Annotated in this window: 8 protein-coding genes; 2 read left to right on the top strand and 6 right to left on the bottom strand. The window is 51.2% G+C overall.

All coding sequences use genetic code 11. The features are described from left to right. The first annotated feature begins 43 nt into the window (after positions 1-43). Complete coding sequence (locus SH451x_RS03640; protein ID WP_479361044.1) at positions 44-1,408, top strand: glycosyltransferase family 4 protein; 1,365 nt, start codon at positions 44-46, stop codon at positions 1,406-1,408. Here SH451x_RS03640 and SH451x_RS03635 read toward each other — a convergent pair. From SH451x_RS03635 to lepB, 3 genes are all read right to left on the bottom strand, one after another. Next, positions 1,405-4,062 (bottom strand): dockerin type I domain-containing protein, encoded by a 2,658-nt coding sequence (locus SH451x_RS03635; protein ID WP_479361042.1) that lies wholly within the window; start codon positions 4,060-4,062, stop codon positions 1,405-1,407. The genes SH451x_RS03640 and SH451x_RS03635 overlap by 4 nt on opposite strands. Then, on the bottom strand, positions 4,055-4,879 hold the full coding sequence (lptB, locus tag SH451x_RS03630) for an LPS export ABC transporter ATP-binding protein (RefSeq protein WP_479361041.1): 825 nt from the start codon (positions 4,877-4,879) through the stop codon (positions 4,055-4,057). Before lptB ends, SH451x_RS03635 begins: the two co-directional genes overlap by 8 nt. 169 nt (positions 4,880-5,048) lie before the next feature. Beyond that, on the bottom strand, positions 5,049-7,007 hold the full coding sequence (gene lepB, locus SH451x_RS03625; protein WP_479361040.1) for a signal peptidase I: 1,959 nt from the start codon (positions 7,005-7,007) through the stop codon (positions 5,049-5,051). Positions 7,008-7,528: 521 nt separating this feature from the next. On the opposite strand from lepB, the gene SH451x_RS03620 reads away from it, so the two are divergent. Beyond that, positions 7,529-9,658 (top strand): sensor domain-containing diguanylate cyclase/phosphohydrolase, encoded by a 2,130-nt coding sequence (locus tag SH451x_RS03620; RefSeq protein WP_479361038.1) that lies wholly within the window; start codon positions 7,529-7,531, stop codon positions 9,656-9,658. A 23-nt stretch (positions 9,659-9,681) separates the two neighbouring features. Here the strand turns inward: SH451x_RS03620 and SH451x_RS03615 are convergent, their stop codons facing one another. The 3 genes from SH451x_RS03615 to SH451x_RS03605 all read right to left on the bottom strand — a co-directional run bounded on the left by SH451x_RS03615 (position 9,682) and on the right by SH451x_RS03605 (position 15,207). Continuing rightward, on the bottom strand, positions 9,682-11,931 hold the full coding sequence (locus SH451x_RS03615) for a hypothetical protein (RefSeq protein ID WP_479361037.1): 2,250 nt from the start codon (positions 11,929-11,931) through the stop codon (positions 9,682-9,684). A gap of 85 nt (positions 11,932-12,016) precedes the next feature. After that, on the bottom strand, positions 12,017-12,952 hold the full coding sequence (locus tag SH451x_RS03610) for an efflux RND transporter periplasmic adaptor subunit (protein ID WP_479361035.1): 936 nt from the start codon (positions 12,950-12,952) through the stop codon (positions 12,017-12,019). Next, positions 12,943-15,207 carry an efflux RND transporter periplasmic adaptor subunit gene (locus tag SH451x_RS03605; RefSeq protein ID WP_479361034.1) on the bottom strand — a complete coding sequence of 755 codons (2,265 nt, stop codon included), beginning with the start codon at positions 15,205-15,207 and terminating at the stop codon, positions 12,943-12,945. Before SH451x_RS03605 ends, SH451x_RS03610 begins: the two co-directional genes overlap by 10 nt. Between the last annotated feature and the right edge of the window lie 211 nt (positions 15,208-15,418).

Here is a 15,418-nt window from a genome sequence, read left to right as displayed (position 1 = left end):
CTAGTTCTGTTTCAGAAGTGCGTATTCGATACGTTCTCAAGCTATGAAAATCGCTTACTTAACTGCGGGAGCCGCTGGCATGTACTGCGGCTCTTGCATGTTGGACAACGCACTGGCGCGAGCTCTGATCGAACTTGGGCACGATTGCTTGTTAGTTCCGCTGTATACTCCGATTCGAACCGATGAAGAAGACGTCAGCATTGACCAAGTCTTCTTTGGCGGCATCAATGTCTATCTTCAGCAGAAACTGCCAATTCTGCGATGGCTTCCACGTTGGCTCGATGCTTCGCTCAATAACGCCAAATTGGTAAAGAGGCTTACCGCAAACACGGGCAAAACATCGCCCAAACTTCTCGGCCAACTGACCATCTCCATGTTGGCTGGCTCCAGCGGCAACCAAAAGAAGGAAGCGCTGCGATTGTGCGACTGGCTCGCCAGTGAAATCAAGCCAGAATGTGTGATCCTTTCGAATTTCATGATCGCAGGTGTTGTGCCAGAAATTCGACGACGTATGAAATCAAAAGTTTGGGTTGTATTGCAAGGCGACGATATCTTCTTGGACAGTCTTCCCGAGCCCTATCAATCGAAATCTATCGAGTTGATGCGGTCATTGGTCCCACAGATCGATGGCTTTGTAATCCACTCACACGAATATGCTGCGCGCATGGGTGAAAAGTTTGGCATACCACCGGAGAAACGATTTGTCCTGCCCCTGGGCATCGACACGCGGTTATTTACAGCGGCTACCGCGACTATTGCTTCCACAAACGCTATAACCAGTCCACCAGCGCTGCGCGACAAAACTCATGACGGTTTTACAATCGGCTATCTAGCTCGGTTAAGCCCCGAGAAAGGTCTTCAAAGACTCGTAAACGCATTTACCAAACTCGCTATTGAACCTGGGTTTGAGCATCTTCGCTTGAACATCGCTGGTTATCTCGGACCACAGCATGCAGAGTTTTGGGAGAAACAGCAACGAACGATTGCAGACGCAGGCCTCGCAGATCGATGTCGCTATTTTGGTGCCGTCGATCGCGCAGAAAAGGCCAACTTCCTCAAGAACATTGGCCTCTTATGCGTGCCAACAGTTTATCAAGAGCCCAAAGGTCTATTCGTTCTTGAGTCGGTGGCCGCTGGCACCCCTTACTTGCTACCCAACCATGGAGCATTTACCGAAATGCACAGTCGGTTAAACTTCGGCTGGCTTTTCGAAGCGATGGATGACGCCGATCTTTTTGAAAAGCTTCGCACCTGCTCTCAGGCACTTCGACCCTCTGAACCACAAGTCTTACAACTGGTCGAACAGCATGTCAAACTACTGGAAGAAATCGATATCCGCTTGATGGCGCAACGCAAAGCTCTCATTCTGACAGAAGACAAGCGAAACGTTACGCTGCCAGACAGCTAGCTGGTTTTTCGACTCTGTGCGTTGAGATAGTTGATAATGAATAACACATCAAGTGGCGAGAGAACGCCATCTCCATTGGTGTCGATATAATTGACGTTTTCTACAGGAATACGTGACACGAGTCCAATTTCATAACGATTCAGAGCGTTAATCACGGCCAGCACATCCAGCACCGTAACTCCATCTTTTCCGTCAACGTCTAACCTATTGGAGGAATTGGTATACGGTGAAGTATCATCGTCGATCGTCTGGAATACAAAACTCGTCGACACGAACCCTTCCGCAAATGCGGTCAGCGTCAACCTCCCCGTCCCTTCGACGATGCTGTCATCAAGCAAAGCAACTTCAAGTGTCGCACTGTCTTGACCAGGAGGAATAACAATGGACGCGGGTATATCGAGCTGCCTTGAGGGAACCGTGGAAAGCTCTACGACAGTCCCGCCGGCGGGTGCTGGTCCAGGCAAATCGATTTTTATATTGGCACTGGAGCTGCCTTCAACTCCTTCCATCAAAGTTGTTAGTTCAGAAACGATCGCAATGGGCTCATGATCCGCGACAGAAAGAGCGATCTGCGCGCCGACATATCCGACAGCGCTGGCAGTGATCGTGGTTTGAATTGTTCCGTCCAACAGCTGGTCATCGACAGCAGCAACGCCAACATTAATGCTCTGTGCGCCAGCGGGAATTGTAACCGTAGCTGGCACAGTAATCTCAGTTATATCGCTGCTGACGAGGGCTACGGTAACAGGTGAATTCACATCCGTATTCGATCGACGGACCGTCATTACAGCCGCGCCATTGCCCATATCTTCACGAAGTTCGCTACGATTGAGTGACAAAGCGACAGTTTCATAATCGGTAACAGTTAAACCAATTGTGGCACTAATTGTACCGCCAATGGTCGCTGTGATAGTTACCGGGCGAACACCATCTAACAGATCGTCATCGATCGCATTGATTGGAATCGTAACACTTGACTGCCCAGCTGGTATAAACACCTGTGATTGAAAAGTTGCTTCCGTAGGATCGCTGCTGGTCAATGTCACTGCCGTCGGCGAACCGCTATTTAAATTTTGAGCGGTAATGGTCAGCGTGGCAGCAGCGGCTCCAGCGTTTTCAGCAAACGTATTCCTCGACAAGGCCAATGCGATCGATGGAGCAGCAGTGACGTTGACCACAAACGTTTGTGTCGCCGTACCGCCATCGTCGTCTCGTAATGTCAGTGTCCCCGTGTACCGGCCCGCTGTCGTAAATGTCTTAGTCACACCAACGCGGCCTAGCGTCGGAACCCCAGCTGCTCCTGCGCGTGTGATGGTTACATCACCTCTAGTAACGGCTTCTCCATCGCCCCAGTCAATCGAATAGGTAAAGTTCTCGGTGGAGCCAAACCCTGGATCGCTAAAAGTAGCGAACGTAGGAACACTCAAAGTCTGCCCCACGACGAGATTAGCATCGGCGGGATCAGATAACGTAGGCACTACGTTTGTAATGACGGCGTTACCTGCATCGACGACGAGCACACCTGGCGTGCTACCTTGAATCTGAATCTCCAGCGGATAAGTTCCATTGTCGGCGTAGATATGGGACCCGCTCACTTGAATACGGCTATTCGTAGTGCTCCAACCAAGATCTTTCAATCCAGCAACATCCAACTCGGTCAGCAATTTGCGCTGCCCGGCCGAAATCGTCGGATCCATCAAGGTTTCCTGGCCGTTATTGAACAACCCATTTTTCCAGTGCGCGCGGTCAGCTTCTAGCGGGACGTTAGCTCCTCCATTTGCAGCCTTGGAAGCGGGGCCGGTGAAGTTGTTACCAGACAGGTATCGGTTCCAGCTGCTCGCCACACCGAAACCTAACAAGTGCGTTAACTCGTGCAAAGCGACGGAATAAAAATCTTGCTCATCTGATTCAAGTCCGGCGGTTGTCGTTCCGAAGTGCCAATTGGTGTTTGTATCGAATGTGATCGAGCCACCCCAAGGACCAAAATCCGTTGGTGTTGATGCTAAAGCACCGGTTTGTCCGCGTGCAGCGATAGTATCGATCCATGTTTGACTGCCAGCAACACGATAGCCACCTGGCCCGCCCGATCCAAGCGAGGTACCAGGAAGATCTCGTCCTCCTGCGTAAACATAGATCTCGTTGGCTGCAATATTTTTTACCGGAGCATCTACAAAACTTCCGTTAGCCGGATGAAATACTTGTGCAGTCCAAGTGTTTGTGCCCGAGGGCGAAATCGCAGATAAAGAATCGGTAAGCTTACTTGCAAGGGTTTCTGCGGCTTCTTCTAACAGAGTCCGCCGTGACGGCTGACTAAAGAACCCGTTTGAATCGAACGAGTAGTCAAACTTGAAACGCACAGTCGACGCCGGTCCTGATGTACCAATGGCCAAGTTGGATTGTGTGCCGTCGCCCCAAGTTGCTGTCGCAACCAACGCGCCAGACAAACCCGAAGCATCCACGCTACGACTCAAGTTGAACTCGCTGCCTTCGGCTGTCATCGCCCAACGGCATTCAAGCGTCTCAAGAAGCATCCGACGGGCACGATTACGTTTGCGATCTCGTGCTAAGCGATTTGAAACTTGTGCAGCAAACGCCCGTATTGCTCGACCAAGGATTGAAGAACGGAGTACCTTGCCGGTCGAGTTTCTAGACATCGATTCGTTTTCTTGAAAGGAGGGTACGTCGTGGTGCTGGAGTCGTTGCCGAAATAGGACGTCTAACATGGCTCTCTTCGACTTCGTTAGGGCCGCCGTCGATATTGCCTAGGTACTGGCGGCGAACTTCGGGGTGGTTACGAACCTCGTCGGGCGTTCCTTCGCACAGCACTTGTCCTTTGCTGATGACATAGCATCGATCGACAAAGGACAGTATTTCGCGCGCCGCGTGGTCAGTAATCAAAATCGAGATTCCCGACTGCCGCAACCGCTCGACGATTTTCTGAATTCCCTGCACAGTAACCGGGTCAATGCCTGCAAATGGTTCGTCCAGCATAACTATTTGTGGATCCGAAACCAAGCACCTCGCGATCTCCAATCGGCGTCGCTCTCCGCCTGACAATTTCGAAGCCCGTGATTTTCGGATATGAACGATATCGAATTGCTCAAGCAGCTCTTCGGTACGCTCCCGACGTTCCCGACGCGGGACATCCAAGAGTTCTAGCATACTCGAAATATTTTGTTCGACCGTTAACTTTCGGAAGACGCTTGATTCTTGTGCCAAATAGCCCATGCGCCCGTCGCGTGCGCGTCGAAACATCGGCCAATCGGTTACATCCAGTCCGCCTAACGTGACTTTCCCGCGGTCCGGCAAGACAATTCCGCACGTCATGCGAAAGCTGGTCGATTTCCCGGCTCCATTTGGGCCCAGCAAACCAACGATTTCGCCCTCTTCGACGCGAAAGCTCACTCCATTCACGACTCGGCGACGACCGTAGGTTTTTTCAAGTCCGCTGACGTCTAGTATTGTTGCCATCCGCTCGGGATCCATCCTCGAATTGCTCGAATCTTGCGTTTATTCCAACGGTGATGTTACTCCAGATTCAGGCACAGCGACAACGCCAATCGCTTCCCACCGAGCGGAGAAGCTAGTGTCAGGTTGAGGAGGTTTATTAGCTAGCGATGGTAACGGAACCTATGGCGTTCTACCGTATAATTCCCATCCGACCAAAATTTGGCCAGTATGGAATCGGAGAATTCCAATAGTGAGGCCAAAAAACCAGGACAGCTCGGCCAATCATCAAGTCACGATGCACAAAGTGATTCGGCGTCCAGCTCCGTGCATCGGCCGAGTGGCTACTGTTGTCTCCCATCGGAAAGTATTGATCGTCCGCCATCTGAAATTCAATACTCTTGCGTCCCGCAAACAGCGGCGAATCTTCCCACAGCGTCGGCTCGCTAAAAAAGATATCTCGCACAACATTGTCGTAGCCATAAGTTCTAGCCCAATTTGACTTGTCGACTTCACCTAAGTTAGATTCAAAGTAGTGCGATTCCGCCTCCGGTGTTAGTGAACCTAAGAACAAGCGATCTTGACTTTCGTAGTCACTTCCGGGAACGATACTGGTGTAATAGATATCCCGCCACACTCGGGCGCGATTGACTGTAACATTCATTCCGGAAGTTGCAGCGATCCCTGCCGGTGCCGCATCTCCCACGTCTTCAACCGAGTAACGTGGTCGATGATCGGCAAGATTCAGCGGCCTCGCAGCCAAGACTCGGTTACTCGGCGAAAGCTCAACCAACTCACCATCAACCCAAAGTGTCAATGTATCATCAACATTAGCAAATCGAATCGTCGCGTCTCCAGAACCACGAACATTACAGGAGCCGACGATTTTGCTCGTCACGCCACCTTTGCCATCGTCGAAAACGCTAAGCTCACTACCGTTTTCGATCGCCGAAATAACGATGCCACCGTTGGCAGTATCCAACGTAAGCTGATAATGCACGCCAGCTTCGACAAGATCTACGGCAAGCTCACCCGTCTGCTCACCTAACGTCAGTTCAAATTCAACAGCCAAGTCTCCTACCCAATGAATTCCATCCACTGACTCTGAATTCGTCCTCGATACTCGCGAGCCATCCATGCTCAACCCCGATGGCTTTCGGACCACATCAAAATCGTCGAAGGGCACGCGGCGTTGATTAAGGAAATAAGTACGCTCGGTTTCCGTCATCGCATTGTAATGAGAAAAGTCGCTTATAAGCCTCGCAGTCCGCGGCATAACCGGAGTCGGCAGTTCTCCCGTCTGCTCGATGGCATACCACTGCAAGGGATTTACTACGTAGTGGTAATACCGAAGCCAGTGAAGTCTATTTTTTTGGTCCGTTCCTACAGTCGGTTGCAAGCTGGCTTGCCAATTGTCCGATGTCATCTGAACTTTCCAAGCTGCGTCGTCACTGATCCCTTCCGTCTCTACACCTACCGTGTTGATAGGCCCTGCTGGCTGCCATGCACTGGGCAAACCTGCTTTGACAAGGGCTGGTGGAATGCGGTCGGTATCCGCCACTGGCTGCAACATGGCTTCCAGAATGTTGGGCGGCTTCCTGGCAATCGAAAAATCAGCCTCGTCTGGCTTCTTTACGTAGATGTCACCATGTTCGATATGGATGGTCTCGTTCGGAAGTCCGATTAGTCGTTTGATATAGTTTTGCCGAGCCTCGCGCGGATACTTAAAGACAATGACTTGCCAACGCTGCGGATCCGATTGCACGTAAGCAAGTTTGCTGACCAAGATGCGATCGCCAGAAAATGTTTTTTGATTCGCATCCTGCTCCGTATCAATCGGTTGCTGAAAACGACAAATTGGACAGGTCGTACCAATCACGACCGAATTGGTCAGAGCCCCCGTCATATTATCAAACTCAGAACTCGCGCCCCCTTGATACCTGAACCCACACTGGCTGCACACAACGTCTTTGTGTGCCCCCATTAAAGTCGGGGCCATCGAACCTGTGGGAATGACGAACGCTTCGGCCACGAACGCACGAAATAAGAACGCCAGTATGAGGGCGACCGCAAAGCTATCGATGGTTTCGCGAATCCAAGGACTCGGCTGTGCATTGTGGGTTTGATCGATCGCTACGGCAGCAGAACTCATGGTAAGGGTTTTGAAGATTCTATGAAAATAGGTAAGTGGCGACTACAAATCGGTCGGAAAGCGTGCCGCACAGTCTAACATTCCGCGGCGATGAAAGCACTACGTTCCGAGTTAACAGACCGTCATTAACCGGTCGCCCCAGGAAGTACTCTGGCCAGCAGAATTCGGAAAAGTGAAGCAAGCTGCGCTAGAGCCTGCGAGGTAGGCGGCCGCAAGCGCATCGTGTCAGGGAATGCTTGCAAACCCATGTTCCAGCCACTGGATACTATACGGCTAGCGTTTTCGCTGGTGCAAAACTATTTCTAACGGCACACATTTCCGAGTCGACTCACGACTTCATAACCGCAAAGTGCAAGTCTCCGGTTGTAACAACAATGCTCAAGATGCCGAATATTACTGCAAATGGTCGCCCAGTTTTTGATGATTTGCGACGGTTCCCACGCCGAGACGGATACGATTCTGTCGAAAAAATAACTGACGCTTAGAAGAGTCCCTAGCAACGTTTCACCTCGATAGGTTCGATGATATCGCAAACAAAAACCAACGAAAACGTTGTATCGGGTGCGGTATTGGATGCAAGCGCCAGCAAGATGTCAGTAGCGTCTGCGCTGCACACCACATTGCAAGCTAAACATGCGCCAACGGCCTACCATTGCCTTCGCGTCGGGCAAAATATTACAGCTTGGGGTCTGTTCCACAAGTTACCGCTATCGCAGTTGATCAACTTTGAAGTCTTGGGGCTTCTTCACGATATTGGCAAAGTCGGCATCCCGGATCGTATTTTACAGAAACCTTCGGCGCTCACGGACGAAGAGCGTGCCATTGTCGCTATGCATCCGAAGGTCGGTGTCGAAATCCTCAAGTCGGCTGGATTAGCGAACGTCATCGTGCAATCGATCGACCGAATCGGGGAATGGTTTGACGGCACGAACGCTCCCCAGACTCGCACGAAGCTCCCGTTCTCGGCCCGGGTGCTCGCCATCGCAGACGCTTTCGATGCAATGATCACCGAACAGCGTTACCGGCCAGCTATGCCCAAAGGAGTAGCACTCAGGGAACTGCGGTCGCTGGCTGGTCGGCAGTTCGACCCCAAACTGGTGCACAGTTTTACAATCGTGGCTGAGCGATATAACACAGAATTGCACGAGCTGGTAGAGCGGCGTTGGGCCAGCTACGGTTTTCGCGATGGCATCGTTCAACTCTTCAGTCACGAGAACACGTTGCAATACGGTAGTGCTGCTACCAATTCGCTCGCTTCGATATTCCATCGAAGACTAACCGATCACATGAACGATGGTGTTATCTTTATTGACACCGAAGGCAAGATAATTGAATGGAACCGAGCCGCAGAAGCTCTCACCTGCCGAAGTCGCTCTGTACTTTGTCACCAGAGATGGTCTCCTGAATTAATCGGCATGAGGAACGAAGCAGGCAGCGCCGTGGCTGAAGACGACTGTCCGCTACTGTCGGTCCTAATGAACCCTCAATTCGATGTTCGCCGCTTGAGTGTTCAACATCGCGATGGATCACGCCGAGCAATCCAAGTGCAATTTATGCCGGTCAACGATGACCGTGGCACGTTGCGTGGTGCCGCGATGATCTTCGATGATATTACAAGGCAAAAGAATCTAGAGCAGGCCGTTCAGCAACTGCACAGAAGAGCGTCACGTGATCCTCTAACAAAAGCTTGCAACCGAGCGGAGCTGAACCTCCAACTTCCAAAATACACCGAATTGGCACATTCCGGCAAGCTCGCTGTGAGTGTGATCATCTGCGACATCGACTTCTTCAAACGCATCAATGACACTTTCGGGCACGCTGCTGGCGACGATGCATTAGTGACTTTTGCCGGAATCTTGAAGGAGTGCGCTCGCTCGAGTGACCTGGTAGCACGCTACGGAGGCGAAGAATTCGTTATTTTGTGCAGCGACTGCAATATCGAGGACGCAGTTTTGAAAGCCGAAAACATACGGCGACGACTTGCAAAAACACCGCTGCAAGTTCTGCGTGGCAAGTGTTTGAGTGCGAGTTTTGGCGTAGCTCAGATAACCAATGGAATCACCGGCGAGCAAGCTCTTAACCTAGCTGACGCCGCGCTTCTTCAAGCCAAACAGAATGGCCGCGATCGGGTTGAATCCGCGAGCAGTGCTGCTGTAGAAAAAACGCCCGAACCAGTTGCCGAGGTCGAGCCGCAGAACACATGGCTCAGCTGGCTGGGCGCTCGTTCAGTGGCCAGGTCACAATCTTGCGACATCTTGGCTTCAGTTCCACAGGAGATTGCAATTCAGAAGATTACAGGCTTCTTGGACGATTGGCATGCGGAAACGGTCGAAAACGTCGACGATTCGCTAACAGTACGAATTGAGACACGCAAGGCGCCCGAGTATGTCCGATTGGCAGACCGAGAAGCCTCGTTCACAATGCAAATAAAGTTACAAGAAGTGGACTTCGTGCCAGAGAATGAGCGTGAGGCAGTGAAACTGCAGACGATGATCAGCACGACTTTGCGTACGATTAGCCGCCGTGATCGTCGCGTTTCCAATGTCGATGAACTTATGCAACGCGTTTTTGAAAGTTTGAATCGCTATGTCGTTGGCGAGATTGTTGATGATTCAATGCGAAAGTGCATTCGCATTCATTCGCGGCGGTGATCGCCACACCAACTTTGCGGCACCTATCGGCTCGTCAAAGCCATCCCGTAGTCGCAAAGCCTCGTTAAAATGCTTTTGCCGTTGCCTACGAATACAATCTCAACGGCTCCATCTTCGACAAAATCCAGGCCTTTGATATCGGTGAGCAGAAACAGCTCGACCTGGTATCCGTCAACCTCCTCGGCAATTGCGTACTGTGCATCCATCAGGCGATCTGACTCGTTTATCTGAGCACCGGAAATCAGCTGCGAAATGTTGCTAACCTGAGCTCGAAATACTCGATCAGGGTATTGCAAAAGCCGCACGTTTGCTCGACCACCAATCTCGATATCAGCCCGCTGCTTTTGATCAATTGTCGTTTCAATCGATGCGACTCGGTCTCGTTTAACCATGTACCCTAGCGCCGTTCCGGAGTCGATTTTCTGACCTCGGCTCGCACTATCTAGCACCGTATGTGAAACGCTATGCACTTCAGTAAATTCCGATGTTATGCTCGACGGCGTGTATGCTTTCTCGGATCTATCAAGGGAAGCAGGTAGAAATGTTTGCCCTTCGAGGACTGAGATATTGTAGTTCTTCGCTTGCTCCACTTCAAACTCATAGGTTCTCTGGCTCAATAGCTGAAGCGTTCTGAGTTGCGAGAGGCGATCGATTAGTTCGGGTTGATAGTATGCCGCATGCTGAAGGGACTTCTGCTTGGCTTCCAACTCTTGGATCTTCTGCTGGATGTTCAGCAGCCGTCGCTCGATCGACCGATTCGCCAGCTGGATATTGACGCCTTTTTCGACATTCACGTCGAACAATTGCGTGGTTGGAACATTCACGAATAGCGGCTGTCGGCCTTGCGTTACGACCCGTCCTTCAGTTGAAAAACGTGTCGGCATAGGAAGGGTCGCACCCAAAATCAGCAGTGCGAGAAAGATACTCCAGACAAACGCCCTCAAGCATCTTCGCCATATTCGCGGCCAGCGTTTGCTTGTTTGGACGTCAGCATCTTCTTCAGTGACTCTGGCAACAAGCCGCGCGGCAGGACTAGTAACTTTGGACATTAGTATCGTTGCCACGTAAACGAAAACGATAGTCCAACCAAGGTCAGCTAGTTCCCACGCCACCAGTGTAAGCAGAAGTCCCGTCAATATTCCCAATGCCAACAAAAAGCGGTACGCCACTACGGCCACTGCATAGAGGCTTAACAATCGCTTTATCCCAACAGGATACCACAGCGTTTTGAGCCGGGAGAGCCCAGAGGCTGTGCGTAGTACGTTCGTGAAAGCAGATTTCCAAAGTGCCTGACTCGCTTGTTGAGGATTCGGCACTTCCAACAATTCGCTCAGAATATAATACCCGTCATAACGCATTAGCGGGTTTGCGTTAAACAGAAGGGAAGCGATCGAAGTCACGGCGACAACTTGCAGTGCTAACGTATGGATCAAACCTGGAGGAGTTAATATCCATACCCAGACAGCAAAGGCGCACAAAATTAGTTCGGCATAGACGCCTGCTGCTGAAACAGCAACACGATGAACTCGTTTTGGCATTCGCCATGAATCGCTTACATCAACAAACGGAAACGCAATACACAGGACCCGAACCAAGCCGATTTCGGTGCAACGACCGCCAAGCCTGCTGCATGATACAGCGTGTGCGAGCTCATGAATTAAACGCGTTGCCGCGAATACAACGACACATTGCAACCAGAATTCCCAGTCTCGCAAGTTTGCTATTTGCCAAACAGACTCCCAGATCGCACTGTCAACATATGTTAACTGTAGGCACAACGCTATGTAGGACACGAGAATAAAGCCGACCCAAACCGAGATCGCTTCTTTCGTAAAGATCCAGTTTGTATATTGTGCAAGTCTCTCAACTAGCCGCGAGGGATTACCAAGTCGAATCTGGTTATAGAAGATAGCTCCGGTGGCCCGTTGTAGCCCAGCAGCAATCTCTTTAAGAGAACCGCTTTGTTTACCCCGGTAATTCTCGACGGTGTTCGGCCCCAGTCCTTCGGGTTGCACAACCAAATTCGCTTGCCGTGCGAAACTAATCACTTGCTCCATATCTTCGATAGTTAGATTCTTGTGCTTTTGTAGCCGCACCGCTTCCTTTAGATAAAATTCGCTATTGCTTCCATCAAGCATTCTTAAGACCAGCGCTTCATTCTTTGCGCATCGGAAATGCTCACCAGTCAGTGGGTTACTGATAATCCACCACTCGTTCCACTTACCTAGGATTCGTGTCCAACGCAGACAAGGCCTTAAACGCCAGCGCGTCATCGGTCTGTGCGACGAAGAATGTAGAGCTAGCCACGAAGTCTTATTGCTATCGATCGGAAAAACTGACATCAGAAGCAGTCTTTCGTTATGGCAAGACTTGCATGGAAACTTGCATGCCAGGCAACAGTTGCCAATGGCCATTCTTTCGAGCATTTTGCACTGTTGCGTGAATACGCACTTGCCCAGCACTTGTGACGTCCGGATCAAAGTGCGTGATCTTGCCAGCGAATCGGATATCGTTTGCATGTCCGAGCTCTAGCGGCATATCTACCCAAACTGATCGCCCCACTAGCCCGGAGGGATGATAGTTTTGAATTGAGACAAATGCATCAACTCGCAATTCCTCCAAACGCACAATGGACGCCACGCTCTGGCCAACCTGAACCCACTCTCCTTCACGCTTGGAAACGCTCGTAATCGTGCCGGAAAATGGCGTCAGTATCCGAAACTTTTTAAGTCGCTGTTCGGCTGACTCCATTCCTTTTAGCGCAAGTTCCGCTCGCACCAGCAATTGCTTCTGAGCAAGTTTCGCATGCTGAAGCTTCAACTCGGCTTGTTCAACGGCAAGTTGTTTGTTGCGTATCTCAGCACTGCTTGCGGAACCGCGGCGCTCTATTTCTTCGTAGGATTTTAGTGCAATCTTGGCTTCTTCAAGCACTGCCGCCGCGAACAAAATGTCAGTCTGGTCGTCGGCAAGTTCGCGCGCCAACCTTGCTTCGACAGCCGCCACGGATTTTTCCATCTGCGTTGATGAATCATCAATCTGAGCGAGCAACTGCTGCCCCTCGAGCTCATCTCCTGGCTTTAAACTCATCTTTGCCAACAGTCCGGTTTCTTGCGCAGGAAGTTCCGCAGCATCAATCGCAAACACAGGGCAACCGTTCAGACGAAGCTCCGGCGCAACCGCTTTTTCACTGTTGGAAACACTAGTTAGCTGTTGAGCCGAACCTTCAGTGGAAGAAACAATGATTAGCACACTTAAACATATCAATCTTCCTCTGCAATATGCAATCAAACCCATAGTCGAACCCTTGCCCAAAGGTCTAAAACAAAATCGCGTGTTATTGCCCAAACGACAGGCTGACGGCCAACATCTAGTTTTACAACGGCGGTTGCTCCCGGAGTCAACTGAGGCAAGTCCTCTGATTTTGCTTTCACTCGTAGCGGTACGACATTTGAAACATCGGATTGCGCATGAAGAACCAACGGCTGATCGGCAAAATCGATCGGGAGGCGGATGACTTGGTAAGGATGGCTGTCCAGTCGTACCAGTAACGAAGTAGCCGTGCCCGCGGAAGCTCGAGATAGATATGCCCCCACGTTCTTTTCTTCAAGCGCTACTTCAAATTCCCATTCTCCCTCGGGATCATAAACAGACATGAGCATTTGCCCTGCCTGCACCGGGCGATTGTTCAGCAAAGTGTCTACTTTCCAAGTCCCAACAACTCCGTCGATTTGAGATCGAACCTGCAGATCTTCCATTTGCTTGTTAAGCAAATCAATACGTTGACGCATCGATCGATGGACCGCATTGAGTGTTTGGAGTTCCCCTTCAAGTGTCGATCTTTGAATCGTCGTAAGCTCTTTAGAGCGAAGCAACTGAAGCTCAATATCTTGGCGGCGCTGTACGTTTTCTGTCTCTTCGGCAAGTAACGACTCGTATTCCGTCTCAAGCTGCACGCTAGCGATCCGAAGTAGCGTATCTCCGGCCCGAACTCGCTGACCATACTGAACGAGGACGCTGCGTACGGTTCCAGCGACGGGGGAATAAATCGCCTGATGCACCGAAGGCACCAAGCGTGCATCAGCCGAAATTTGAACTGGCACGGGGATACAGCACGCAGAAACCAATAAAAGTGTCAGCATCAAAGTCCGCACGGGTGCCGAGCAGAGGAAACTTTTGATTCTGCGAATTCGACTCCGACGCTGTTCAATGGCGCGTAGCGCTCGACGAATACGTCGGTCATCGATCCATTCTGTAGCAAGCCTTGTCGTCGGCGTGATCGCTTCGAGGTCCGCGGCACACTTGTCCGCTTCCGCTCGGTTCGCGCATTTGTGCCACAACGCGATCATGCCCACAAATCGCAGCAACTGTTGTTTAGAACTTTTTTCCAGCTTGATAGGAACCCAGCCGATACCCTCGGCGGCAAAGATCGAATGGCATTCTGCGAACTCCGTCGATTCGATTTCTTCGCAAAAAAGCCTTGGCTTATTCAATTGCTCGTTTTTGCAAGCATGCGTCAGCGATCGCATGAGCACCTCAGCCGCTTCGCTCTGTGAAACGATACGCAGCCCATTAGCGGCATTGCTAAAGTCGCCCCGACTGCCAGGTTCTGCTTTTGATACGAAAAAAACTTCGTCCGCTTTGAGCCATTTAGCAACGCCACGTGCAAGGAGAGTACTCTCCTCTATCGGTGTGATAGACCGAGGAACGCGATGAGGCGGTTTGCGTAGCAGTTCGCGATGCGAGTGTATTTCTTGAAAAACGTTGTTGGCTACCTCGAACAACTCTCGCTGTCGTTCAAGAATTCGTAGTCGTTCGTTCTTGAGAAACTCGCTGACATGCCCGCTAACTTGAACGACGAATCTTAGATAGCCGCGATGTGTTGCTGGCCCGCCCGCAGGATTCTGAACCGCCTGTAACCAATAGCGAATTTCCTCTCCCTCGTTACGCACTGGCGCGTAAACAAGGCAGTATGCAGTTGGATTCGGTGGGCGATCGGGGCCGACACTAACGCTGCTCGGCGGCACTAAAACAGGCTGACGCTCTTTAGCAACCACCTGTAATATTGCAGCGTGATCTTCAGACGCGTAGTAATTGGCCGCAAAATCAGTAGCTTCGACGAGCGGTTCGGCAGCGTCAATCCGCTCCTCAATGGAACTGATAGGCTCGCTACCAGGCCAGTCGGAACTCGCCGATTTTTGCGTCAGTTCAGTTCCAAAAGAACCGCTGAGCGATTGAGGTAAATTACGGGCGGCCGTCGCCAGCCATCTACCGTCGCTGTCCTGCTCCCATAGCGCGACCGCTACGGCTCCCATCGCTTCTCGCGTTCGGTCGAGCACTAGAGCAAAAAATGCCTCGCGATCCTGATACAGTTTTGCTGCGTGTGCAATCTCAGCGACTAGAGCCGAAATCTGTGACCGCGTCTGTTGCAAATGCTCTGGCTGCAAGTCCATCATGCTGGGCTGTGCAGGATCGAGCGAGCTTTGCCTTCGGCGCGCGGAATCTCCCAGCCTCGGGCCATGGTTCGACGGGTCTGACGCAGTCCTGGTCATTACCTATATGCGGTCACGCGTGCAATTTGCTAGGGAAGTTGGTGCAGGCGGAGTACCGAGGAAAGATGTCGCCCTCCATGCCTCCACATTTCGTAGCATGAAGGACTAACAAAATCCCAACGTCTAACGCAATCGAGAAATCGAATGCTTGCAAAGATGACGAAGATTCCTAATGAATCTTGCGTCTTGAAATTTAGTGCGAAAGTGGACG

The sequence above is a fragment of the Njordella aestuarii genome (assembly GCF_056494165.1).
This window is presented reverse-complemented; position numbering and strand designations above follow the sequence as displayed.